The organism is Xanthomonas sontii (assembly GCF_040529055.1).
Taxonomy (GTDB): Bacteria; Pseudomonadota; Gammaproteobacteria; order Xanthomonadales; family Xanthomonadaceae; genus Xanthomonas_A; species Xanthomonas_A sontii.
Map to the genome: position 1 here is coordinate 1,050,122 of NZ_CP132342.1, position 23,479 is coordinate 1,073,600.

The 23,479-nt window shown below is 69.4% G+C and carries 22 protein-coding genes and 1 pseudogene; 18 read left to right on the top strand and 5 right to left on the bottom strand.

Annotated elements, in window-relative coordinates:
* Positions 1-34: 34 nt before the first annotated feature.
* The 5 genes from RAB70_RS04485 to RAB70_RS04505 all read left to right on the top strand — a co-directional run bounded on the left by RAB70_RS04485 (position 35) and on the right by RAB70_RS04505 (position 4,453).
* Entirely contained in the window at positions 35-352 is a 318-nt protein-coding gene (locus RAB70_RS04485) for a DUF4156 domain-containing protein (protein ID WP_017907737.1), read from the top strand.
* Positions 353-454: 102 nt separating this feature from the next.
* A complete protein-coding gene (locus RAB70_RS04490) occupies positions 455-1,471 on the top strand; it encodes a 3-oxoacyl-ACP synthase III (RefSeq protein ID WP_017907736.1) in 1,017 nt (338 codons plus the stop codon).
* Between the two features lie 118 nt (positions 1,472-1,589).
* Positions 1,590-2,762: a Fic family protein gene (locus tag RAB70_RS04495; protein WP_192578980.1), complete on the top strand. Its 1,173-nt coding sequence runs from the start codon at positions 1,590-1,592 to the stop codon at positions 2,760-2,762.
* A gap of 85 nt (positions 2,763-2,847) precedes the next feature.
* Entirely contained in the window at positions 2,848-3,753 is a 906-nt protein-coding gene (locus RAB70_RS04500) for an alpha/beta fold hydrolase (RefSeq protein WP_148829796.1), read from the top strand.
* Positions 3,754-3,973: 220 nt separating this feature from the next.
* Positions 3,974-4,453 carry a hypothetical protein gene (locus tag RAB70_RS04505; RefSeq protein WP_017911453.1) on the top strand — a complete coding sequence of 160 codons (480 nt, stop codon included), beginning with the start codon at positions 3,974-3,976 and terminating at the stop codon, positions 4,451-4,453.
* Between the two features lie 177 nt (positions 4,454-4,630).
* Here the strand turns inward: RAB70_RS04505 and RAB70_RS04510 are convergent, their stop codons facing one another.
* Positions 4,631-5,005 (bottom strand): YkgJ family cysteine cluster protein, encoded by a 375-nt coding sequence (locus RAB70_RS04510; RefSeq protein WP_017911452.1) that lies wholly within the window; start codon positions 5,003-5,005, stop codon positions 4,631-4,633.
* 145 nt (positions 5,006-5,150) lie between these two features.
* Here RAB70_RS04510 and oleC point away from each other — a divergent pair, with 145 nt between their 5' ends.
* From oleC to RAB70_RS04560, 10 genes are all read left to right on the top strand, one after another.
* Positions 5,151-6,812: an olefin beta-lactone synthetase gene (oleC, locus tag RAB70_RS04515; protein ID WP_043090305.1), complete on the top strand. Its 1,662-nt coding sequence runs from the start codon at positions 5,151-5,153 to the stop codon at positions 6,810-6,812.
* Between the two features lie 100 nt (positions 6,813-6,912).
* Entirely contained in the window at positions 6,913-7,923 is a 1,011-nt protein-coding gene (oleD, locus tag RAB70_RS04520) for a 2-alkyl-3-oxoalkanoate reductase (RefSeq protein WP_148829797.1), read from the top strand.
* A gap of 63 nt (positions 7,924-7,986) precedes the next feature.
* Entirely contained in the window at positions 7,987-8,145 is a 159-nt protein-coding gene (locus tag RAB70_RS04525; RefSeq protein ID WP_003468167.1) for a DUF1328 domain-containing protein, read from the top strand.
* A gap of 178 nt (positions 8,146-8,323) precedes the next feature.
* Complete coding sequence (locus RAB70_RS04530) at positions 8,324-10,279, top strand: S9 family peptidase (protein WP_170268147.1); 1,956 nt, start codon at positions 8,324-8,326, stop codon at positions 10,277-10,279.
* Between the two features lie 79 nt (positions 10,280-10,358).
* The gene (locus tag RAB70_RS04535) at positions 10,359-11,009 is read left to right on the top strand and encodes an SCP2 domain-containing protein (RefSeq protein WP_148829798.1); all 651 of its coding nucleotides are present in this window, start codon (positions 10,359-10,361) and stop codon (positions 11,007-11,009) included.
* Positions 11,006-12,664 carry a ubiquinone biosynthesis regulatory protein kinase UbiB gene (gene ubiB, locus RAB70_RS04540; RefSeq protein WP_017907727.1) on the top strand — a complete coding sequence of 553 codons (1,659 nt, stop codon included), beginning with the start codon at positions 11,006-11,008 and terminating at the stop codon, positions 12,662-12,664. The genes RAB70_RS04535 and ubiB overlap by 4 nt, the downstream gene beginning before the upstream one ends.
* The gene (locus tag RAB70_RS04545) at positions 12,649-13,266 is read left to right on the top strand and encodes an O-methyltransferase (protein ID WP_148829799.1); all 618 of its coding nucleotides are present in this window, start codon (positions 12,649-12,651) and stop codon (positions 13,264-13,266) included. The genes ubiB and RAB70_RS04545 overlap by 16 nt, the downstream gene beginning before the upstream one ends.
* Before the next feature lie 157 nt (positions 13,267-13,423).
* Positions 13,424-14,230, top strand: a complete 807-nt coding sequence (locus RAB70_RS04550) for a pseudouridine synthase (protein WP_408068857.1) — start codon at positions 13,424-13,426, stop codon at positions 14,228-14,230.
* A 178-nt stretch (positions 14,231-14,408) separates the two neighbouring features.
* Complete coding sequence (locus RAB70_RS04555) at positions 14,409-14,720, top strand: hypothetical protein (protein ID WP_148829801.1); 312 nt, start codon at positions 14,409-14,411, stop codon at positions 14,718-14,720.
* A gap of 109 nt (positions 14,721-14,829) precedes the next feature.
* The gene (locus tag RAB70_RS04560) at positions 14,830-15,159 is read left to right on the top strand and encodes a hypothetical protein (RefSeq protein WP_148829802.1); all 330 of its coding nucleotides are present in this window, start codon (positions 14,830-14,832) and stop codon (positions 15,157-15,159) included.
* A gap of 128 nt (positions 15,160-15,287) precedes the next feature.
* Here RAB70_RS04560 and RAB70_RS04565 read toward each other — a convergent pair whose 3' ends face one another.
* Positions 15,288-15,812, bottom strand: coding sequence for a DUF2059 domain-containing protein (locus RAB70_RS04565; protein ID WP_148829803.1), 525 nt, complete (start codon positions 15,810-15,812; stop codon positions 15,288-15,290).
* 164 nt (positions 15,813-15,976) lie between these two features.
* Between RAB70_RS04565 and arfB the strand changes: the two genes are divergently transcribed.
* Both arfB and RAB70_RS04575 read left to right on the top strand, forming a co-directional pair.
* Positions 15,977-16,408: an alternative ribosome rescue aminoacyl-tRNA hydrolase ArfB gene (gene arfB, locus RAB70_RS04570; protein ID WP_017907723.1), complete on the top strand. Its 432-nt coding sequence runs from the start codon at positions 15,977-15,979 to the stop codon at positions 16,406-16,408.
* A 51-nt stretch (positions 16,409-16,459) separates the two neighbouring features.
* Positions 16,460-17,014: a lysophospholipid acyltransferase family protein gene (locus RAB70_RS04575; RefSeq protein ID WP_148829805.1), complete on the top strand. Its 555-nt coding sequence runs from the start codon at positions 16,460-16,462 to the stop codon at positions 17,012-17,014.
* A gap of 641 nt (positions 17,015-17,655) precedes the next feature.
* Here RAB70_RS04575 and RAB70_RS04580 read toward each other — a convergent pair.
* The 3 genes from RAB70_RS04580 to RAB70_RS04590 form a co-directional block, all read right to left on the bottom strand.
* Complete coding sequence (locus tag RAB70_RS04580; protein WP_353949536.1) at positions 17,656-20,691, bottom strand: TonB-dependent receptor; 3,036 nt, start codon at positions 20,689-20,691, stop codon at positions 17,656-17,658.
* 114 nt (positions 20,692-20,805) lie between these two features.
* The gene (locus tag RAB70_RS04585; protein ID WP_148830438.1) at positions 20,806-21,864 is read right to left on the bottom strand and encodes a FecR family protein; all 1,059 of its coding nucleotides are present in this window, start codon (positions 21,862-21,864) and stop codon (positions 20,806-20,808) included.
* Complete coding sequence (locus RAB70_RS04590; protein ID WP_017911627.1) at positions 21,845-22,417, bottom strand: RNA polymerase sigma factor; 573 nt, start codon at positions 22,415-22,417, stop codon at positions 21,845-21,847. Before RAB70_RS04590 ends, RAB70_RS04585 begins: the two co-directional genes overlap by 20 nt.
* A gap of 352 nt (positions 22,418-22,769) precedes the next feature.
* On the opposite strand from RAB70_RS04590, the pseudogene RAB70_RS04595 reads away from it, so the two are divergent.
* Positions 22,770-23,291: pseudogene (locus RAB70_RS04595) on the top strand (cyanophycinase); the annotation flags it as partial.
* Between the last annotated feature and the right edge of the window lie 188 nt (positions 23,292-23,479).

Below are 23,479 nucleotides of genomic sequence, written 5' to 3' on the forward strand. Positions count from 1 at the left end.
CACAATCCGGATTCACCTGCCAACGGGCCCGTCCATGCGTCTACCGATCGCCTTCGTCCTGCTCGCCACGCTCGCCGGCTGCACCTGGGTGCCGATGGCGCCGGAAGGCAAAGGGGTGCGGGTCCTGCCGCCCGGTCAGGCCGCCAGCGGCTGCGAGAAGCGCGGCGAGGTGGTGGTGTCGGTGAAGAGCAGCGTCGGCTTCTACCAGCGCAACCCGCTGCGGGTGCGCGAGGAGCTGGAGACCCTGGCCCGCAACGAGGCGCCCGGCGTGGGCGCCAACACCGTGCAGGCGATGGGCGACCCGGTCGACGGCGACCAGCGCTTCACCGCCTACCAGTGCGGCGGCCGCTGAACCGCTCAGACCATACGCTTTCCGGGGATTTGTTAAAGATGCGGTAAAACGGTGTAACCGCTAGAATTGGCGCCCCCTCGCCTGACCCTGGCGTACACCTCGATGCTCTTCACCAACGTCTCGATCGCGGGACTGGCGCATATCGACGCGCCGCACACGCTGACCTCCAAGCAGATCAACGCGCGCCTGCAGCCTACCCTGGACCGGCTGCGGATCCGGGCCGACGTGCTCGGCGACATCGCCGGCGTCCACGCGCGGCGCATGTGGGACCAGGACCTGCAGGCGTCCGACGTGGCGACGCTGGCGGCGCGCAAGGCGATGGGCGATGCGGGCATCGAGGCTGGGCAGGTCGGGCTGCTGGTCAACACGTCGGTGAGTCGCGATTACCTGGAGCCGTCCACCGCCAGCATCGTCGCCGGCAATCTGGGCGTGAGCGAGCAGTGCATGACCTTCGACGTCGCCAATGCCTGCCTGGCCTTCATCAACGGCATGGACATCGCGGCGCGCATGATCGAGCGTGGCGATATCGACTATGCGATGGTGGTCGATGGCGAGACCGCCAACCTGGTGTACGAGAAGACCCTGGAGCGGATGGCCTCGCAGGACCTGACCGCCGACGCCTTCCGCGACGAAATGGCGACCCTGACCCTGGGTTGCGGTGCGGTGGCGATGGTGATGGCGCGTACCGACCTGGCACCGGATGCGCCGCGCTACCGCGGTGGCGTGACCCGCTCGGCCACGCAGTGGAACACCCTGTGCCGGGGCAACATGGACCGCATGGTCACCGACACCCGCATGCTGCTGATCGAAGGCCTCAAGCTGGGCCAGAAGACCTTCGCCGCCGCGCGGCAGGCGCTGGGGTGGGCGGTGGACGAACTGGACCAGTTCGTCATCCACCAGGTCAGCCTCCCGCACACCAAGGCCTTCATGAAGAGCTTCGGGATCGACCAGAAGAAGGTCATGACCATCTTCGGCGAATACGGCAACATCGGCCCGGCCAGCGTGCCGATCGTGCTGAGCAAGCTGCGTGAGCTGGGCCGCCTGAAGAAGGGCGACCGGATCGCGCTGATGGGCATCGGCTCGGGCTTGAACTGCTCGATGGCCGAGGTGGTTTGGTAAGCGCCAGGCGCAGGACAGGCGCGCAAATTTTCCTTGCGCGCCGTATTTGGGTGTTTAGAAAGAAATTTGCTAAATTTCTTTCCTAAGAGCCGTCTCCGGCCACGGCAAGGATCGCCTGATGTCGTCTCGACGCTGTACCGGACACTATGTCCCCGGGTCGCTGGCGGGCAGCCGTTATCAGGCGTTCGTTCCTGATCCGCTGCCGCCCGAGCCGCCGCTGCAGTTGGCGGCGCCGCTGCTGATCGCGCGCAAGGAGCAGGCCGACCAGGCGCTTGGTCGCCTCGATGGCATCACCCTGATGCTGCCGGACCCGGAGCTGTTCCTCTACCACTACGTGCGCAAGGAAGCGGTCCTGTCCTCGCAGATCGAGGGCACGCAATCGTCGCTGTCCGATCTGCTGCTGTTCGAGCTGGACGAGGCACCGGGTGTCCCTCTGGACGACGTCGAAGAAGTCTCCAACTACGTCGCTGCGCTGAACCACGGGCTGCGGCGCTTGCGCGAGGATGACTTCCCGCTGTCGCTGCGCCTGATCCGCGAAATGCACGCGCTGCTGTTGCAAGGTGGGCGTGGTGCCGGCAAACGTCCGGGCGAATTCCGTTCGGGCCAGGTCTGGATCGGCGGTGCCTCGCCGGCGTTGGCGCATTTCGTGCCGCCGCCGCCGGAAGCCCTGGATGCGGTGCTGGCCGCCTTCGAGCGCTTCCTGCACGCGCCTGGCCGCGACGTCTCGCCGATGGTCAAGGCAGCCCTGGCGCATGTGCAGTTCGAAACCATCCATCCCTTCAGCGATGGCAACGGCAGGCTGGGGCGGCTGCTGATCGCGTTGATCCTGTGCAACGAAGGTGTGCTGCGCGCGCCCAGCCTGTACCTGAGCCTGTTCTTCAAGCGCCATCGCGCGCGTTACTACGAGCGCCTCAACGCGGTACGCACCGAGGGCGACTGGGAAGGCTGGCTGGATTTCTTTCTCGAGGGCGTTGCAGACACCGCGCAACAGGCGGTGTCCACCGCGCAGCGCCTGCTGGCGCTGCTGGCGGCCGACCGCACACGTATCGCCGGATTGGGAACGCGCGCTGGCAACGTGGGCCTGGTGTACGAGCAGTTCGCCCGTCGTGTCCTGCTGGGCGTGCCACAGGTCCAGCCGCATTTGCCGCTCAGCGCACCGACGATCCGTGCCGCCATCCGCACCCTGCAGGATCTGGACATCGTCAACGAACTGACCGGGCAGCAGCGGCACCGCGTGTTCGCCTATCAGGCTTATCTGGACATCCTCAGCGAGGGTGCGCAGCCGTTATGAGTTCCCCAGTGCCGCACGCCGACGGCAATGCGCCATGCGCCGCGGCGGCGCCGTCTTCCTCCCCCATCTCGCATCGGTCCCCCGCATGAACTACCCCGGCTATCCCTTCACCCCGCAGCGCTTCCAGGTCCGCCCGGGGCTGCACATGTCCTATCTCGACGAAGGTCCGCGCGACGGCGAGGTGGTGGTGATGCTGCACGGCAATCCGTCGTGGAGCTATCTGTGGCGCACGCTGGTGAGCGGGCTGTCGGACCGCTACCGCTGCATCGTGCCCGACCACATCGGCATGGGCCTGTCGGACAAGCCGGACGATGCGCCGGGCGCGCGGCCGGGCTACGAGTACACCCTGCAGTCGCGCGTGGACGACCTGGACGCGTTGCTGCGGCATCTGCGCATCGACGGGCCGGTGACGCTGGCGGTGCACGACTGGGGCGGCATGATCGGTTTCGGCTGGGCGCTGTCGCACCATGCGCAGGTGCGGCGCCTGGTCATCACCAATACCGCGGCGTTCCCGCTGCCGGCGGCCAAGCCGATGCCGTGGCAGATCGCGATGGGGCGGCACTGGCGCCCGGGCGAGTGGTTCATCCGCACGTTCAATGCGTTCTCTTCGGGCGCGTCGTGGCTGGGCGTGTCGCGACGCATGCCTGCCGATGTGCGTCGCGCCTACGTGGCGCCGTACGACAATTGGGCCAACCGCATTTCCACGATCCGCTTCATGCAGGACATTCCGCTGTCGCCGGCCGACAAGGCCTGGTCGCTGCTGGCGCGGGCCGAGCAGGCATTGCCGTCGTTCGCCGATCGCCCGGCCTTCATCGGCTGGGGCCTGCGCGACATCTGCTTCGACCATCATTTCCTGGAAGGCTTCCGCCGCGCGTTGCCGCAGGCCGAGCTGATGGCCTTCGAGGATGCCAACCACTACGTGCTGGAAGACAAGCACGAGGTGCTGGTGCCGGCGATCCGCCGGTTTCTGGACGCGCATCCGTTGTCCTGAGCACGCACGCCGGCCAGATCCGGCGTCTTCCTGCGGCGCGCCGCACATGCAGGAAGGGGATTGCCGCCGGCGTTGCGCCGTGGATCGTCTACACGGGCACGCGCAAACTGCTACCGATTGCCGTGATGCAACATTGTTGGCTGGGTACAGTCGCCGCCGACGTGCGCGTCGCGGAAGCGGACGCTGCACGCAATCGGACAGGAGACAGAGAGTGAAAGCGATGGCGATGGCGATGCTGTTGACGGCGATGAGCGTGCCTGGTGCGCATGCGGAAGACCTGACCACGTCCGCGGACGGCAAGACGCTGACGGTCGGATTCGGCCAGCCCACCTGGAAGCAGGTGCTGCACTACCGCAAGCTGTACGACAAGAAGCCGTTCCCCGATGCGGAGATCTACTACTACAGCAACGGCATGTACAAGATCATCTCGCAGGGCGAGAACCACTACGGCGTGTACGTGCTGCAGGGCAGCTTCGAGGACCAGACCTACACGATCCGCTTCATCTCGCTGCCGTCCGAGGACTGGGGCAACAAGACCGCCTTCCACCAGCTGACGTTCATCCGTGGCGAGGACAGGAACGTCTTCATCCAGAACGCGATCGTCGACACCGGCGAGGCCATCGCCCAGCAGAACGGCACCTACACCCTGGAAAAGAACACCGTGACCAATCCGGTGCCGACGGCGTGGAAGCACCGCTGAGCCGATGCGGCGCGCGTCCGCCGTGCTTCGGATGCCGCCAGGATGGGCGTTTGCAGGAGTTTGCGTAGGAGCGGCTACAGCCGCGACCGGGCGTTGCCGGGAACGCGGATCGCGGCTGGTCCCGCGGCGACAAGGGCAGATGCTACGGCCCCCCTGCCGTGTTGGCGCCGCCGCCGCTCAGGCGTCCGGTAGATTGCGTTCGACTACGCCGTCCCAGTCGGCCAGGGTCAGCAGCGGCAGGCCGTGCGCCAGCCGCGACTTGTCGCACTGCGCGCTGCGTTCGCCGAACTCCAGCGAGGCCGGCACCGCGGCGCACACCGACGGCCGCCGCTCGTGGATGCTGCAGCGACTGTAGCGGCCGATGTCCGCGTCCAGGGCGATGCAGCGCGGCTGCGCCTGCGAGGTGCCACGCATCACCCGCTCATGGGTGCGCAGCGGTTCGGTCAGCTCGAACGGGACCCTGCCGCCCAGCGCGGGATCGGCTTCGCTCCAGTGGAAACTGACGCGGAAGTAGGCGCAGCAGGCGCCGCAGGTGAGGCAGGGATGGGACATGGCGGCCGGGCCTTGCGCGGCGAACAGCGTGGGGGGCGCGGCATTCTGACCGAACCGGGGCGCGCTGCAAGCACGCCGGCATTCAGCCGCGGCGGCCGCGGCCGGGGTGTCGGCTGCGGCCAGGCGCATCGGCGATAATCGGCGCATGACCACGACCTGCAACATCGCGGCGACGCTGCCGCGGCTGGCGCGCGAGCGCCCGGACCAGATCGCCATGCGCTGCCCCGGCCGGCCCGGCCCCGGCGGCATGGCCGCCTACGACGTGACCCTGAGCTATGCGCAGCTGGACGCGCGCAGCGATGCCATCGCCGCCGGCCTGGGCGCCTACGGCATCGGCCGCGGCACCCGCACGGTGGTGATGGTGCGGCCGTCGCCGGAGTTCTTCCTGCTCATGTTCGCGCTGTTCAAGGCCGGCGCGGTGCCGGTGCTGGTCGATCCGGGCATCGACCGGCGCGCGCTCAAGCAGTGCCTGGACGAGGCGCAGCCGGAGGCCTTCATCGGCATTCCGCTGGCGCAACTGGCGCGGCGCCTGCTCGGCTGGGCGCGCTCGGCAAAGCGGATCGTCACCGTCGGCCGACGCTGGGCCTGGGGCGGCACCACGCTGGCGCGGATCGAGCGCGCCGGCCAGGGCGCCGGCAGCCAGCTCGCAGACACGGCCGCGGACGACGTCGCCGCGATCCTGTTCACCAGCGGCTCCACCGGCGTGCCAAAGGGCGTGGTCTACCGGCACCGGCATTTCGTCGGCCAGATCGAGCTGATGCGCAATGCCTTCGACATGCAGCCTGGCGGGATCGACCTGCCGACTTTCCCGCCGTTCGCGCTGTTCGACCCGGCGCTGGGGCTGACCTCGGTGATCCCGGACATGGACCCGACGCGTCCGGCCAAGGTCGATCCGCGCAAGCTGCACGATGCGATGCAGCGCTTCGGCGTGACCCAGCTGTTCGGCTCGCCGGCGCTGATGCGGGTGCTGGCCGACTACGGCAAGCCGTTGACCAACGTGCGCTGCGCCACCTCGGCCGGCGCGCCGGTGCCGCCGGACGTGGTGGCGCGGATCCGCAGCCTGCTGCCGGAGGACGGTCAGTTCTGGACGCCCTACGGCGCCACCGAGTGCCTGCCGGTGGCGGTGATCGAGGGCCGCGAGCTGCAGGACACGCGTGCGGCGACCGAGCGCGGTGCCGGCACCTGCGTCGGCACGGTGGTGCCGCCCAACCAGGTGCGCATCATCGCCATCGACGACGCCGCGATTCCCGAGTGGAGCGGCGTGCGCGAAGTCCCCACCGGCACCGTCGGCGAGATCACCGTCGCCGGGCCGACCGCCACCGACACCTATTTCAACCGCGATGCGGCCACGCGCCTGGCCAAGATCCGCGAACGCCTGGACGACGGCAGCGAGCGCGTCGTGCACCGCATGGGCGACGTCGGCTATTTCGACGCGCAGGGCCGGCTGTGGTTCTGCGGGCGCAAGACCCAGCGCGTGGAAACCGCGCAGGGGCCGCTGTACACCGAACAGGTGGAGCCGATCTTCAACGCGCTGCCGGGCATCGGCCGCACCGCCCTGGTCGGCATCGGCGCGCCGGGGCAGCAGCGCCCGGTGCTGTGCTACGAGCTGGAAGTGGGCGCCATGCTCTCGAGCGGTCCTGAACTGCAGGCGCTGCAGCAGCGACTGCGCGATACCGCCGCCGCGCATGCGCACACGGCCGGCATCGTCGATTTCCTGAGCCACCCGGGCTTTCCGGTGGACATCCGCCACAACGCCAAGATCGGCCGCGAGAAGCTGGCGCTGTGGGCAGCGGAACAGCGCAAATGAGCGCGCGCAGCATGTGCACCGGCGCGCTTGCGCAGCAGGACACCATTGGCGCGGCGCATGGCCGGCCCCAGAATGGCCGCCCTGATCATGGAGTGTGGCGATGAAGATCGTGGTGACCGGTGGCGGTGGATTCCTGGGCCAGGCGCTGTGCCGCGGGTTGGTGGCGCGCGGGCACCAGGTGGTCAGCTACAACCGCGGGCACTACCCGGAACTGCAGGCCTTGGGCGTGGCCCAGGTGCGGGGCGACCTGGTCGACGCGCAGGCGCTGCAGCATGCGCTGGCCGGCGCCGATGCGGTGTTCCACAACGCCGCCAAGGCCGGCGCCTGGGGCAGCTACGACAGCTACTACCAGCCCAACGTGGTCGGCACCGAGAACGTGCTGGCGGCCTGCCGCCTGCACGGCGTGTCGCGCTTGGTCTACACCTCCACACCGAGCGTGACCCACCGCGCCACCCATCCGGTCGAAGGCCTGGGCGCGGACCAGGTGCCCTACGGCGAGGATTTCCAGGCGCCGTACGCGGCGACCAAGGCGATCGCCGAGCGCATGGTGCTCGCGGCCAACGACGCGCAGCTGGCGGTGGTGGCGCTGCGCCCGCGGCTGATCTGGGGGCCGGGCGACAACCAGATCCTGCCCAAGCTGGTCGCGCGGGCGCAGGCCGGGCGCGTGCGCCTGGTCGGCAGCGGCGACAACAAGGTCGATTCCACCTACATCGACAACGCCGCACAGGCGCACTTCGATGCCTTCGAGCACCTGGCGGTGGGCGCGCCCTGCGCCGGCAAGGCCTACTTCATCTCCAACGGCGAGCCGTTGCCGATGCGCGTGCTGCTCAACAAGCTGCTCGCCGCGGTCGGCGCGCCGACGGTGACCAGGACGCTTTCGTTCAAGGCCGCCTACCGCATCGGTGCCGCCTGCGAGACCCTGTGGCCGCTGCTGCGCCTGCGCGGCGAGCCGCCGCTGACGCGGTTCCTCGCCGAGCAGCTGTGCACCCCGCACTGGTACAGCATGGAGCCGGCGCGGCGCGACTTCGGCTACGTGCCGCAGGTAAGCATCGAGCAGGGACTGCAGCGGCTGGCGTCGTCATGGCGCCACGACACGTCCGTCACCCGCTGACGACCACGCGTTTCCGAAGATGATGCCGCGCCGATTCGGCACGACAACCTTCTGGACATTGCCATGCTGCATTACGCCATCATCTTCTTCGTGATCGCCATCATCGCCGCCGTGCTCGGTTTCAGCGGCATCGCCGGCGCGGCGACCAACATCGCCTGGATCCTGTTCGTCGTGTTCCTGATCCTGGCGGTGATCTCGATGTTCCGCCGCGGCAAGGTGTAGTCCGCCGCGACAATCCAACGTCGATACTTGCCCGCGGCGCCCTGCGTCGCGGGCAAGTCGTTTCTGGGCTCCGCGCCGCGAGGGCGCCTGCCGCCCGGAGGCAGCGCGATGGGGCAGGGCTGGACGTTCCGCTCGGCGCTTGTCACCATCCTCCGCTCAGGGGACAGGGGCGGATCGAATGCGAGCGTGGATCGTGTGGGCAGGCCTTGCGCTTGCGGGGAGCGCGTGCGCGCAGGTGCCGCCGGTGGACCTGGCGCCGTATCTGCAGCGCGACCAGTTCGACCGGGTCAAGATCTCCCCGACTGGCGCCTACTATGCAGTGATCGCACCGCTCGAGGACCGCACCGTGCTGGCGGTGATCCGGCGCAGCGACAAGCAGGTCTCGGCCAAGATCATGGGCCAGGCCGATTCGGTGGTGCACGACTACTGGTGGGCCAGCGACGAGCGCATCGTGGTGTCGATGGCCGAGCGCCTGGGCGCACTGGACCGCCCCGTGGCGATCGGCCAGCTGCATGCCATCGATGCCGACGGCAAGAATGCGCGCTTGCTGGCCAGCCCCTACGGGCTCAACGACAGCGTCAACGGCGTCACCTACAAGGCCGGCCTGGATCCGTCGGTGTTCATGCTCGACACCTTGCCGGACGACCCGCGCGCGGTGCTGGTGTCGGTGGTGGAGCAGACCAAGGACCCCACCGTGCATGTGGACAGGCTCGACATCTACAACCACCGACGCACGCCGGTGGCGCGCGCCCCGGTGGCGCGTGCGGACTTCGTCACCGACCACGGCGGCCACGTGCGCTTCGCGCAGGGTGCCGAGACCGGCAGCACGGTCAACAAGCTGTTCTACCGCAACGATGACGCCAGTCCGTGGCGGCTGATCAACGACGAAGCCAGCAGCGGGCATCGCAGCTTCCCGCTGGGCTTTTCCGCGAACGACAGGATCGCCTACCTGCAGGTGGAGCAGGTCGAAGGACCCGATGCGGTGGTGGCATGGGATCCGCAGAGCGACCGGTCCACGCCGCTGCTGCGTGACGCGAAGGTCGATCCCTACCAGGTGTTGCGCGACCTCGATGGCCGCACCCCGATCGGCGTGTCGTTCATGAGCGACCGTGTGCACAACCGCTTCTTCGACGAGACCGCGCCGACGGCGCGGCTGTACCGCGCGCTGGAGCAGGCCTTCAATGGCGATGCGGTGTACATCACCTCCGCCACCGCCGATCGGCGCCTGCTGATGCTCTATGTGTGGAGCGATCGCAACAACGGCGATTACTTTCTGTTCGACACCGTCGACAAATCGGCCAAGCGGGTGTTCAGCCGTCGCGAATGGTTCGTGCCGGAGCGGATGCCGTCGACCCGCGAGGTCGCCTTCAAGGCCAGGGATGGGATGGCCCTGTACGGTTATCTGACCCTGCCGCTGCAGGCGCCGGCCGGCAAGCCGCTGCCGATGGTGCTGTTGCCACATGGCGGGCCGTTCGGCCTCTTCGATGGCTGGGAATTCGACGACGATGCGCAGGTGCTGGCCGCAGCCGGCTACGCGGTGTTGCGGGTGAACTACCGTGGCTCGGGCAACTACGGCCGCGCCTATACCCAGGCCGGTGCCCGGGAGTGGGGCGGGCGCATGCAGGACGATCTCACCGATGCCACCCGCTGGGCGATCGACCAGGGCATCGCCGATGGCGCGCGTATCTGCATCTACGGCGCCAGCTACGGCGCCTATGCCGCGCTGATGGGCGCGGCGAAGGAGCCGGACCTGTACCGTTGCGCGGCCGGCTACGTCGGCGTCTACGACCTGGAAACGATGTACCGCGACCAGGCCAGGTACGCGCGCTGGACCAAGGCCTGGGCCGGCGACTGGCTGGGCGAACGCGACAGCCTGGCGGCGCGGTCGCCGGTCAATCTGGCTGCGCGCATCCGCGTGCCGGTGTTCCTGGCGGCCGGCGGCAAGGACGAGCGTGCGCCGATCGAACACACCGAGCGCATGGAAAAGGCGTTGAAGAAGGCCGGGGTGCCGGTGGAGTCGTTGTATTTCCCCAACGAGGGCCACGGCTTCTATACCGAGCCGCACCGGCGCGCCTATTACACGCAGTTGCTGGCGTTCCTGAGCAAGCACCTGGGCGGCGCGCAGGCGCAGTAGCGGCGCGCGGCGCAGCGGGCGGGACATCTGTCTCGCCCTGCGCACGGCCTGGCGACGTGTCTGCCGCTAGAATGCGGGGATGTCTGGATCCCCCCTCGATGCTCTCAAGCCCCTGGCCGGCCGCGCGCTGGAAGCGGCGCTCAATCGCGCGCTGGCGCTGGACCCGGAAACCGGCGAGGCCCTGCGCGACCTCGACGGCCAGCGCGTGGCGCTGACCCTGGAGGCGCCGGCACTGGCCCTGCAGATCCGCGTCGACGGCACCCAGCTGCGGGTCGGTCCGGTGGATCCGGCGCAGGAGCCGGAGCTGGCGGTGCGCAGCACCCTCGGCGGCCTGCTTGCGCAGTTGCCGTTCCTGGCGCAGGCGCGGCGCCCCGGCGGCCCCGGCGGCCCCGTCGGGCGGGTGCGGGTCTCCGGCGATGCCGAACTGGCGCGGCGTCTGCAGCAGTTGGCGACGCGCTTCGATCCGGATTGGCAGCGGCCGTTCGTGCAGGTGTTCGGTGAGGTGCTTGGCGTGCAGGTGGCCAACACCGCGCGCTCGGCGCTGCAGCAGGCCCGGCGCAGTGCGCAGGATCTGGCGCAGAGCGCGGCCGAATATGTCACCGAGGAGTCGCGCGACGTGGTCGCGCGCGCCGAGCTGGAGGCCTTCTACGACGACGTCGACGTGCTGCGCGACGACATCGAACGCCTGGCCGCGCGCGTGGCGCGGCTGCAGCCGGAGCGCGGCGCATGAAGGCGATGTTCCGCGCCAGCCGCATCGGCCGGGTGATCCTGCGCTACCGCCTGGACGACCTGCTCGACGGCACCCCGGCCGAGCGCTGGCTGCGCCTGGCCAAGCCGTTCGTGCCGCGCGCCAGCCCCGACATCGCCGCACAGTCGCGCGGCGCCCGCCTGCGCCTGGCGCTGCAGGACCTGGGGCCGATCTTCGTCAAGTTCGGGCAGATCCTCTCCACCCGCCGCGACCTGATGCCGCCGGACGTGGCCGAGGAACTGACCCTGCTGCAGGACCGGGTGCGCCCGTTCGACGGCGAGGCGGCGCGGCGCATCGTCGAGCAGGCGCTGGGCCGGCCGATCGCGGTGGCGTTCGCGACCTTCGATACCGAGCCGCTGGCCTCGGCCTCGATCGCGCAGGTGCACGCGGCGACGCTGCACGACGGCCGCGAAGTGGTGGTCAAGGTGCTGCGCCCGGACATCGAGCGGCAGATCGACGCCGACATCGCCTTGCTGAAATCGGCTGCCGCGCTGGTCGAGCGCACCCATCCGCGCGCCGACAAGATCCGCCCGCGCGAGGTGGTGGCCGAGATCGAGACCACCCTTGCCGCGGAGCTGGACCTGCAGCGCGAGGGCGCCAACGCCAGCGTGCTGCGCCGTTTCTGGCTGCACTCGGACGACCTCTACGTGCCCGAGGTGATCTGGACCCACACCGCCGAGCGCGCACTGACCCTGGAGCGGGTGCGCGGCATCCCCTCCGACGACATCGCCTCGCTGGACGCCGCCGGCATCGACCGCCGCGCGCTGGCGGCCAAGGGCGTGCGGGTGTTCTACACCCAGGTGTTCCGCGACAACTTCTTCCATGCCGATGCGCACGCCGGCAACATCTGGGTCGACAGCGACCCGGCGCGCCGCGACAACCCGCGCTTCATCGCGCTGGACTTCGGCATCATGGGTCAGCTCTCGCAGGAAGATCAGTACTACCTGGCCGAGAACTTCATGGCCATCTTCAACAAGGATTACCGGCGCATGGCCGAGCTGCACGTGGAGGCCGGCTGGATGCCGGCCAACGTGCGCATCGACGAGCTGGAGGCGGCGGCACGCTCGGTGTGCGAGCCGTACTTCACCCGGCCGCTGTCGCAGATCTCGCTGGCCGAGGTGCTGATCAAGCTGTTCCGCGTGGCCCAGCGCTACCAGCTGACCCTGCAGCCGCAACTGATCCTGCTGCAGAAGACCCTGCTCAACATCGAAGGCGTCGGCCGCCAGCTCGATCCGGAACTGGACATCTGGGCGGTGGCGCGGCCGGTGCTCGAACGCATCCTCATCGAGCGCTACAGCCCGCAGCGCGCGCTGCACGAACTGCGCAAGCGCCTGCCGGAGATCATGACCCACGCGCCGGACATGCCGCGGCTGATCCACGGCTGGCTGCGCCAGCAGGTCGAGGGCCGGCACGAACTGTCGATGCGCTCGCGCGACCTGTTCGAACTCAACCTGCTGGTGCGGCGCATGCAGCGGCGGGTGGTGGCGGCGATCGCCGGCGTCGGCCTGCTCACCGTGGCCACGCTGCTGTACGCGCTCGACGCGGGCGGGCCGCAGCTGGGCGGGGTGTCGCTGTGGGCCTGGATCAGCGGTGGTGCCGGCATCGCGGCCTTGCTGTCGGCGTGGTGGCGGCGCTGAGCGTGGCGGCGCTGGATCGCGCGCGGCTGCACGCGGTGCGCGCCGAACTCGGTGAGGAAGGTCCGCGTCACGATGCAGGCCAGCCCGAGCGCGCGCAGCGCCTGCTCAATATCACCCCGGAGACCGGCGAACTGCTGGCGGTGCTGGTGCGCGCCATGGGTGCGCGGCGGGTGCTGGAGATCGGCACGTCCAACGGCTATTCCACCCTGTGGCTGGCCGAGGCCGCGGCGGCACTGGGTGGCGGCGTGACCACGCTGGAATATGCCACGCACAAGATCGCGCTGGCGCGGCGCAACTTCGCCAGTGCCGGCGTGGAGGGCTGTGTCGATCTGATCCTCACCGATGCCGGTGCCTGGCTGGCCGATGCGGCGTCGGCCACGTTCGACCTGGTGTTCCTGGACGCCGAGCGCACGCTGTATTGCCACTGGTGGCCGCAACTGCGCCGGGTGCTGCGGCCGTGTGGGCTGCTGGTCGTGGACAACGCGCTGTCGCACGCGACGGAGATGGCGCCCTTCGCTGCGCTGTTGCAGGCCGATGCCGCGTTCACCTGCACCACGCTGCCCGTCGGCAACGGCGAACTGCTGGCGGTCAAGGACGCGTAGGCGCAGCGCGGCGGCGTGCCTGCCCGCGACGTGCGTCGTCGGGTCAAGCAACCGTCGGCGCGAGCTGCAGCCACGTCGTCATCGGTGCCATGGGTGCCGTTGTCGTGAGCGAGGTCATGGCGCAGTGCAGCGGACACTGCCGCTCGGCGCCACCTGCATGCGCGCCTCGTTGCCTGCAATGCGCATTGTCGCGCCGCGGCACGGCGCGGATAATCCGGCAGTGAACACCGACGCCGATTCCCTGCAGATCCTCTATCAAGACCCATTGCTGGCCGTGGTCGACAAGCCTGCCAGGCTGATGGTCCACGACAGCAAGCTCGCCCGCGGCGAGGACGATTTCCTCGCCGACCGTCTGCGCGCACAGCTGGGTCGGCCGATCTTCCTGGTGCACCGGCTCGACCGTGCCACCAGCGGCTGCCTGCTGCTCGCCTTCGACCGCGACACCGCCAGCGTGCTGGGCAAGGCGCTGATGGGGGGCGGCGTCGACAAGGATTACCTGGCGATCTGCCGCGGTTGGCCGGCCGAAGACCGCTTCGAGGTCGACCACGACCTCGACGGCGGCCCTGGCAAGCCGCTGAAGAAACCGGCGCAGACCCGCTTCGCGCGCCTGGCCTGCGGCGAACTGCAGGTGCCGTCGGGCGAGTTCGCCACCTCGCGCTATGCGCTGCTGCGCTGCAGCCCGGTGACCGGGCGCTTCCGCCAGATCCGCCGCCACCTCAAGCACCTCTCGCATCACCTGATCGGCGACACCAGCCATGGCGATGGCCGCCACAACCGCATCTTCCGCATGCAGGGCGTGCACCGCATGCTGTTGCACGCCGAACGCCTGACGTTTCCGCATCCGGACGGACACAGGATCGCGGTGACGGCGCCGCTGGATGCGGAGTTCGTGCGGGCGTTCGGCTTGTTCGGCTGGGATCCGGCGCCCTGGCAGGTGGATGCGGGCGGTGGTGTGGCGGGATAGTACCCGCCCCTGCTGAGGATTTCGCCCCAGTAAGATACTCTGTTATGGGGTAACGCGCTGGAGGCTGATCGCCTGCATGCACGCCGCTTCCGCGTGCGCAGGGTGCGGGCCTTTTTTGTTGATTTATCGGCTGAAATTCGTCTTTCAGGGGGCGTGAATGTGGACTAGGATTCGTTCAGTGGTCGCTGTCTCGATTTTCTCCGTACTGCCATTTTCTGCTTCGGCAGGAGACGGCTCGGGAAAGGTGATACAGGTCATCGCGCATTCGCACGATGTCGTATTTTTTTCTCTTGATGGCCCGCATACGAACGCGCCTGCGTGCTCGAGCACGCCGTGGTCGCTGTCTTTGGCGACCAACTCGGGAAGAGCCCAGTATGCGTTGCTACTGAGTGCTGACGCACAAGGCAAGGCGGTCATTGTGCATGGAACAGGGGACTGTTCTGCATGGGGTGATCGCGAAACGGCCGAGTATATTCTGATCAACAACTGAAATGTCACGCTGTCCGGTTGCGAGACGCGCTTTCACTTACTAGCCTTTCGCCAGTGCGGGGCGAATGCAGGTCGACCAGTAAATAGCAACGTCCAATGCAGGGGGATATATGCAGCGTGCAAGAATTTCATGGCTGGCGGGATGGCTACTGCTCGGTGCCACCTCGCTGGCACAGGCGGAGCCTACGAGCGATCTGCTCAATGTGGTTACGCTCAGGCCGTACATCGGCGCTCCTTGGGTGTATATCGACGTGGACTCGGATGCTTTTTGCGGCACCTTCACGTTTGTCATCGATACCACCCAGCCCAACGGCAAGGAAGCATACGCCGCGGCGATGACGGCACTCACCACCGGCAAGAAAGTGCGGCTGGAAGTGCCGACCGATACCGGCTGCAAGGGGTGGGCCAGCAAACTCCAGTCGATCTTCATCTACCGGTAGCGCGAGTCGCGACATCGTCTCGCACCGTTTGATTGGCGATGGCACAGGAGAGGCCGCAGCCGCGGCGGGGACTACCGGTGAGGCCCGCCGCGGCTGAAATGGTCTGCGGGAGAAAGATCGGCGCCGCGTTACTTGGCTGGCGGCGCGTTGACCGTCTGTTCCAGGTCCTTCTGCAGGTCGGCGAACAGCGGGGTCATCTTCTGCTGGATCGCCCCCATCAGGTTCTGCATCAGTTGCGGGGTCTTGTCGAGCAGGCTCTGGCCGGCCGGGCTCTCGTAGAACTCGGCCATCGCCAGCACGTCCTGCTTGGAGAAGGTCTGCTTGTACAGGTTGACGTAGAGCGGACGCATCTCCTGCCACGACAGCGCCTTGCGCACGGTGGCCTGGGTACGCTCCTGGATCTGCTGCAGCTTCTGCTGCTGCGCGGCGTCGAGCGGGTGCTGCGCGGTGAGCTGGGCGAACTGCTGGCGCTGCATCGCCTCGATCTGCGGCAGCATGGTGTCGAGCATGTTCTGCGCGCGCGAGGCCGACAGCAGGCGGTTGACGTCGGCCTCGCTGGGCGGTTCGGCCAGCGCGGGGAGGGCGGCCAGGGCCAGCAGCAAGGCCAGCAGCAGGCGCTGCGGCCACTGGAAGAAGCGCGAAGTCGGGGACATGGAGCATCCTGCAGAACGATGACCGGCGGCCAGAATACGGCAATCGCCGCGCCGCCGCCGCCGCGCGTGAGGACGTGCGACCGGCCGGCGTCCGCTCCCTGGCTCGTTCAGGCGGCGCCGACGCGGAAACCGGGCGGTCCGGCGAATACCCTACAATCCGCGCCATGGGTAACGGGGCCATCCACATCTCGAGCAGCCTGACGATTCCGGAGGACGAAATCGTCGAGCGCTTCGTGCGCGCCAGCGGCGCCGGCGGGCAGAACGTCAACAAGGTCGCCACCGCGGTCGAGTTGCGCTTCGACCTGGCCGGTTCGCCGTCGCTGCCGGAGCCACTGCGTGCGCGCTTGTTGGCGCGGCGCGACCGCCGCATCACTGCCGACGGGGTGCTGGTGATCGATGCGCAGCGCTTCCGTACCCAGGACCGCAACCGCGACGATGCGCGCCAGCGCCTGGCCGAGTTCATCGCCGCCGGGCTGTCGGTGCCGAAGCGGCGCATCGCCACCAAACCCTCGCACGGCGCCAAGCTGCGACGCCTGGACGCCAAGCGCGAGCGCAGCCAGATCAAACGCGGCCGCTCGCCCGGCCGCTGGGAGTGACTTTTGACCGAACGCGATTACCGCCTGCCCGCAGCGCCCCCGAACATGCCGATGGTCAGGCCCAGCCGCTTCATGCGCTGGCTCGGCCGCACCGCCTTGCGGCTGACCGGCTGGCGGGTCGTGGGCGAGTTCCCCAACGTGCCCAAGCTGGTGATGATCGTGGCCCCGCATTCGTCCAACTGGGACGGGTTCCTGGGCTTCGCGGTCAAGTTCGCGGTCGGCTTCGAGGTGCGCGTGCTGGGCAAGACCCAGTTGTTCTGGTGGCCGCTGGGACCGCTGCTGCGCAGGCTCGGCGGCATACCGCTGGACCGCAACTCGCCGCGCGGCGTGGTCGAACAGGCGGTGGCGCTGATCCGCGGCGCCGAACGCATGTGGTACGTGATCACCCCCGAGGGCACGCGCAAGCGCGTGGAGAAGTGGAAGACCGGCTTCTGGAAGATCGCCCACGGCGCGCAGGTGCCGATTTTCCCGGTGTACTTCGACTACCCCAGCCGCACCGTCGGCCTCGGCGAGGTGGTGTGGACCAGCGAGGACATGCAGGCGGACATCGCCGCGATCCGCGAATGGTACCGGCCGTGGCGCGGCAAGCATCGCGATACGTTGTGACGGGCAGCGGCGGCTGACGGCGGCGCCATCCGCCGTTTTGCCCCACGGCGCCAACCGATGCCGTAGGAGCAGCGCATGGGTCGGATGTTGTTGTGGGAGGGACTTCAGTCCCGACGCAGCAAGGTGCCAGGTGGCTTGGTCTTCACTCGTCGCGGCTGAAGCCGCTCCCACAAGTGCCGCCCCAAGGATCGCCGGAAGACTGCACTGTGTGGGGGATCTCAGTCCGACGCAGGAAGGTGCCAAGTGGCTTTGGGCTTCACTCGTCGCGTCTGAAGCCGCTCCCACAAGTGCCGCCCCAGGATCGCCGGAAGACTGCACTGTGTGGCGGATCTCAGTCCGACGCAGAAAGGTGCCAAGTGGCTTTGGGCTTCACTCGTCGCGGCTGAAGCCGTTCCCACAAGTGCGGTGCCAGGATCGCTGGAAGACTGCACTGTGTGGAGGATCTCTGTCCGACGCAGGAAGGTGCCGGGCGGCTTTGAGCTTCCCTCGTCGCGGCTGAAGCCGCTCCCACAAGTGCGGTGCCAGGATCGCTTGAGGGCTGCACTGTGGGAGGGACTTCAGTCCCGACGACGGACGGTGTCAGCCGACCTTTCGCTCGTCGTGGCTGACCCCGCTCCCACATGCAGGCCTTGATCCCTGCGCTACAGCGCGCTGCCGCCGAACTTCTGCGTGTACTGCAGGTACACGCTGCGGCCCACGGTGTCGAACCAGGACACGTCGTAGTACGGGTACGACGTATAGGTGCGGTCGTGCGGCGGCATCTTGTCGAACAGATTGGTCACCGTCAGCGACAGCTGCGCGTGGTCGGTGAAGCGATACTGCAGCGAGGCGTTATAGCGGTAGGTGGCGCCGACCCACGGGCTGTCGCCGCTCTCCGGGTCGTAGACCTGGTCGTAGGAATCGGAGGTCGGCAGGCGGCCCAGGCGTTCGCCGTGCAGCGTCGCGGTCCAGGCGTTGCGCTCCCACGACACGCTGGCGCTGGCCTTGGTGCGCGGGATGTCGTAGCCGCTGTTGACCGCGAATTCGTCCACCATCGCTTCGCCGGCGTACACCTGGATGTCGTGGCGGCGTACCCAGGTGTAGTTGCCGCTCAGGCGGAAGGTGCCGATGCCGGTGTCGAGGCGGTACTGCGCGCTGAGGTCGATGCCGTTGGTGCGTTCGCGGGCGATGTTGATCGGGTTGACGTAGACCCCGTACAGGCGACCGTCGGCACTGCGGGTGACCCGCGCCAACGCCTGCTGGCAGGTAGTGGAGGTGGCCTGCAGCACGCCGAGGCGGCAGTCGGCCTCGTCGCGCAGCACCTGGTCCACGCGCAGGTCCTGTACCTGGTCGCGCATGTCGATGTTGAAGTAGTCCACCGACAGGTCCAGGTCGGCCATCGGCGACCACACCAGGCCGGCGGTCCACGAGGTGCTGTTCTCCGGGTTCAGCGCGCGGTTGCCGCTGCGGCCGCGGATCACCGCCTCTTCGTTGTAGCTGCAGTCCTGGATCGCCACGCCCGGTTCCTCGCTGGCGCAGCGGTAGTAGTCCACGCCGGTGGTCTCGTCGTTGCCGGGGCCGGCGTACACGTAGTGCAGGTCCGGGGCGCGGAACGCGGTGCCGTAGGAGGCGCGCACCAGCAGCGTGTCCACCGGCCGCCACTCCAGCCCGCCGCTGTAGGTGAACTTGCCCAGCGAGCGCCCGGCGAAGCGGTACTGGTCGTAGCGCCCGGCCAGGCTCAGCGACACCGTCGACAGCACCGGCAGGCGCAGCTCGCTGGCCAGCGCCCAGCGGTTGCGGCTGCCGTGGCCGTCGGAGTCCTTCCAGCTGTAGTAGTAGTACTGCGTGGCCAGCGGATCCGGGCGCAGGTTGTAGGCCTGGTTGCCGAATTCGGCGGTCGCGGCCATGCCGGCATCGCCGCCGGGCAGCGAGAACAGCGCGGTGTTGGTGGCGGTGAAGGCGAGGGTGTCGGTGCGCGAGCGCGGCTGATACACCGTGCGCTGGGCGATGCTGTCGTACTCGGCGCGGCTCAGCGGCGTGTACAGGCGCTGCGGGTCGGCGTTGAAGATCGGCAGCCCCGAGTCTTCGTCCACGCCCAGCTGCGGGCCGAGGAACAGCGCGTTGGCGCGCGCGGCGACGATCTGCGGCCAGCTGATGGTGGCCTGGTACTGCGAGTGGCTGAGGCTGGTCTCGTAGTCCCAGTCCGCGCCCAGGTGGCCCTTGAAGCCGGTGGTGACGCTGAAGGTCTTCTGCCGGGTGCGGATGGTGCCGGCGTTGAGGCCGCCCATTTCTTCCGGGCTGAACTGGCGCCCCCAGGCTTCCACCTGGTCGGTGGCCTGGTTGTATAAATAGCCCTGCTCGTTGCCGTCCGGGGCCATGTAGCCCCACTGGGTCACGTCGCGGAACAGCGACAGCTCGTGGTAGCCCACCTGCACGTCGGCGAACCACTCGCTGCCGTTGTCGAAGGCGTAGCGCAGCGAGGCGTAGCCGTTGAGGCCGCGGCGCTTGTTGGTGATGGTGCCGTAGCCGATCGAGGCACTGCTGCCGCAGAACGCGCCGTAGCCCGGGCGGGTGGCGTAGCCGGTGCTGCCGCCGTTGAGGCCGGACACCGCCGCGCAGGTGTCCGCGCCCGGGTCCAGGTAGTCGTCGTTGCCGTCGGTGCGCAGGAAGGTGCGGCGCGGCACCTGCGAGCGTGCGGTGGGGCCGTCCAGGGTGCTGTCCTGGCGGCTGCGCTGGTAGGCCCACAGCGGCGTCTGCGAGACCAGTTCGGCGCCGAACACCGCGTCGAAATTGCCGCGCGACCAACCGCTGCTGAGGCTGAGATTGAAGCTCTCGCCGCCGCCGCGGGTGGTGTCGCCGAAACGGTAGTCCAGCGTGGTGCCGTCGGCGTGCTTCTTGAGGATGAAGTTGACCACGCCGGAGATCGCGTCCGAGCCGTAGATCGCCGAGGCGCTGCCGGTCAGGATCTCGATGCGGTCGATCATGCCCAGCGGGATGTTGGAGATGTCGGTGAAGTTGCTGCGGCCCTTGAACGGCATCGGGAAGTCGGCGATGCGGCGGCCGTTGACCAGCACCAGGGTGTGGTTGGGGCCGAGCCCGCGCAGGTCCACCTGCTGCGCGCCGGGCGAGAAGTCCGCGCCGCTGGCCGACTGCGGGCTCTGCGTCTCGCCGCCGTTCTGGGTCATCGCGCGCAGCACGTCCGGCACCGAGGTGAAGCCGTTGGCCTTGATCTGCTCGGCGCTGATCACGCTGATCGGCGCGGGGCCTTCCACCTGCGTGCGCGGGATGCGCGAGCCGGTCACGCGCAGGGTGTCCAGTTGCGCCACCGGCGCCTCGGCCGCCGCGGCCGGCGCCGGCGCGGCGGCACGGACCGGCTGCGCGCGGGCCGGGGCCGGCTCCTGGCGCCGCACCAGCCACGCGCCGGAGGGGTCGCGCTGGGCGACGAAGCCGCTGCCGCGCAGCACCTGCTGCAGCGCCTGTGCGGTGTCCAGTTGGCCGTGCGCGCCGCCGCTGCGGGCCTGGCCCAGTTGGTCGGCACGGTAAATCAGTTGCGCGCCGGATTGCCGCGCCAGGGTGTCCAGCGCCGCGCGCAGCGGGCCGGCGGGGACGTCCACCGTGCCGGTGGCGGCAACGGCAGCGGGTTGCGCCTGCGCCGCACAGGCGCTCGCACAGGCCATGCTCAGCAGCAGGGCACGCATCGGATACCGCATCGAGTTTTCTCCCCAAACGGGCGCGGAGCGCGCCTCAGTAGCTCCAGGACGAACGAGACCGACAAATCCCCCCGCCGCCGCGCCCGCCCGGCGCGGGACGGCTTACCGGCTGTGCAACAACACCGTGTCGCCGTGGCGCTCGGCGCGGATCGGGAACCCCTGTTCGAGCAGGCGCACGAAGGCATCGACGTTGGACCAGCGCACGTTGCCGCCGACCCGCAGCGCCGCGGCACCGGCATCGGCGACCTGCAGCTTGACCGTGTTGTAGCGGTTGAACTCGGCCACCGCCGCCTGCAGCGGGGTGTCGTCGAAACTCAGGTAGCCGCTGCGCCAGTCCAGCGCGCGCTCGGCTTCGGCCAGCGCGACCCGGCGTACCAGCACCCCGTGCGGCCCGGCCTGGGCGATGCTGCCGGCATGCAGCAGCAGCGGCGGCGCCTGCGGCGCGCCCGCCGATTCCAGCCGCACCGTGCCTTCGGTGACCACCACGCGCAGCGCATCGGCCTCGCGGCGCACCGCGAAGCGCGTGCCCACCGCCACCACCCGGCGCGCGCCGCTGTCGACCACGAAGGGCCGGCCCGGGTCCTTGCTCACCGCGAAGAACGCCTCGCCGCGCTGCAGGTCGATGCGCCGCTGCGCGCGCGACAGCGCCACCGCGATGCGGCTGTCGCTGCTCAGTGTGGCCTGCGAGCCGTCGGCCAGGGCCACCGGGCGCAGCTGGCCGGTGACGCTGGCATAGGCGGTCGGCACTGGTTCGACGGCATGCCGCCAGACCAGGGACAGCACCGCGGCACCGAGCAGCGCCGCTGCCAGCGCCGCCGGCCAGCGCCGTCGCCGCGGCGCACGCGGCCGCGCGGCGAAGCGCAGGCCGCGCAGGTCCGGCGAGGCGGTGGCGGCCGTGGCGGCCGGCGCCAGCGTGCTGCGGCCGCCCAGGCCCTGCCAGCGGCCGCGTTCGGGCACCTGCCCATCGCGCTGGCCGGCGCCCAGCGCCTGCAGGCGCCCACTCTCCTGCCAGGCGGCCTGCAGGCGCAGGAACGCCACCCGGTGCGCGGTGGCCGCGGCCAGCCAGGCATCCAGGCGCGCCTGCCGTGCGTCGGACCAGTCGTCGCGGTCGCGCCGCGCCAGCCAGGCCGCCGCACGCGCCTCAATCCACCTGCTGTCCATCGCGTGCCCGCGCCTGCATCGGCTTCGCCGGCGCCGCCGCGCCCTCGTCGCCATGGAAATGATCGGCCAGCAGGCGCATGCCCCGGGCCACGTGCTTCTCCACGCTCTTCTCGCTGATTCCCAGGCGCACGGCCACCTCCTTCTGCGGCAGTTCCTCGACCCGCCGCAGCCAGACCACGCTGCGGCAGCGGTCCGGCAACCGGTCGAAGGCCGCAGCCAGCCGGCCCAGCACCTGCCGTCCGCCGCACCAGCGTTCCGGCGACAGCTCGTCTATCAGGACGTGCATCGACTCCAGATCCCCCACTGCCTCGATCGACACCACCCGGTTGCGGCGCAGCCGGTCGGTCATCAGGTGCCGCGCGGTGGCGAACAGGAACGACTTGGGCAGGCTCGGCCGGGCCTTGCCGGCGGCCTCGTAGACGCGCACGTAGATCTCCTGGCGCAGGTCGTGCCACTCCTCGCGATGCGGCCAGCAGCGCCGCAGGTAGCCGCTGAGCGCCTGCTCGTGGACGAGGATTTCTTGGACGAACCAATCGTCGAGGGAAGCGGACATGGATCCCACATTAGCCGATCGCCGGTGCGTGCGGGCAAGTGCCGCGCGCGCCGACGTGGGAGGGTGAAGGCGGCGGGGGGAAACCGTGCCGCCGTTCGTCCCCTCTCAGCAACGAGCCGCACGCTCGCCTGCCCGCCCCGTTCCCGAGGAGATCCGCATGACCCGTTCCGTCGGCATGTTCCGGCCCTGGATGTCGCTGCTGCTGGGCCTGTGCCTGGCCACGCCCGCCGTCGCGCGCGATTACCGCCAGTACCTGGTCGGCGATCCGGCCGCGCCCACACCCGGCCCGGTGTCGCCCGGCCTGCTGCTGATGGGGGGCGGCGACCGCAACTACGATGCGCTGCGCTGGTTCATGGCCAAGGCCGGGCACGGCCACGTGGTGGTGCTGCGCGCCTCGCAGGCCAACGAGGTGGGCGAGGAGTTCTACCGCAAGGTCGGCGGCGTGGCCTCGGTCGAGACGTTCGTGTTCAGCGGCCGCGGCGCCTCCAGCGATCCGGCGCTGCTGCGCGCGCTGGCCCGCGCCGACGGCATCTTCATCGCCGGCGGCGACCAGTCGCGCTACGTGCGCTACTGGAAGAACACCCCGGTGGCCGACGCGCTGGATGCGCACGTGCGCGCCGGCAAGCCGCTGGGCGGCACCAGCGCCGGCCTGGCGATGCTGGGCGAGTACCTGTACGGCTCGATGGACGGCGGCAGCATCACCAGCCCGGCGGCGCTGGCCGATCCGCTGGGGCCGGCGGTCACCATCGAGACCGACTTCCTGCACCTGGACCTGCTCAAGCGGGTCATCACCGACACCCACTTCCGCGAGCGCGACCGCCTCGGCCGCCTGTTCGCGTTCCGCGCCAAGGCCGCCACGCTGGCGCCCAAGGGGGAACCGCTGATCGGCCTGGGCGTGGACGAGAGCGCCGCGCTGGCGGTGGAGGGCGACGGTACCGCGCGCGTCTATGCCACCGATCCGCAGGCCGTGGCCACCGTGGTCGCCGGGCCGCTGCAACCGCCCACCCCGGCCGGGCAGCCGCTGCAGGCCGCGCGCATCGAGACCGTCGGGGTCGGCCCCGG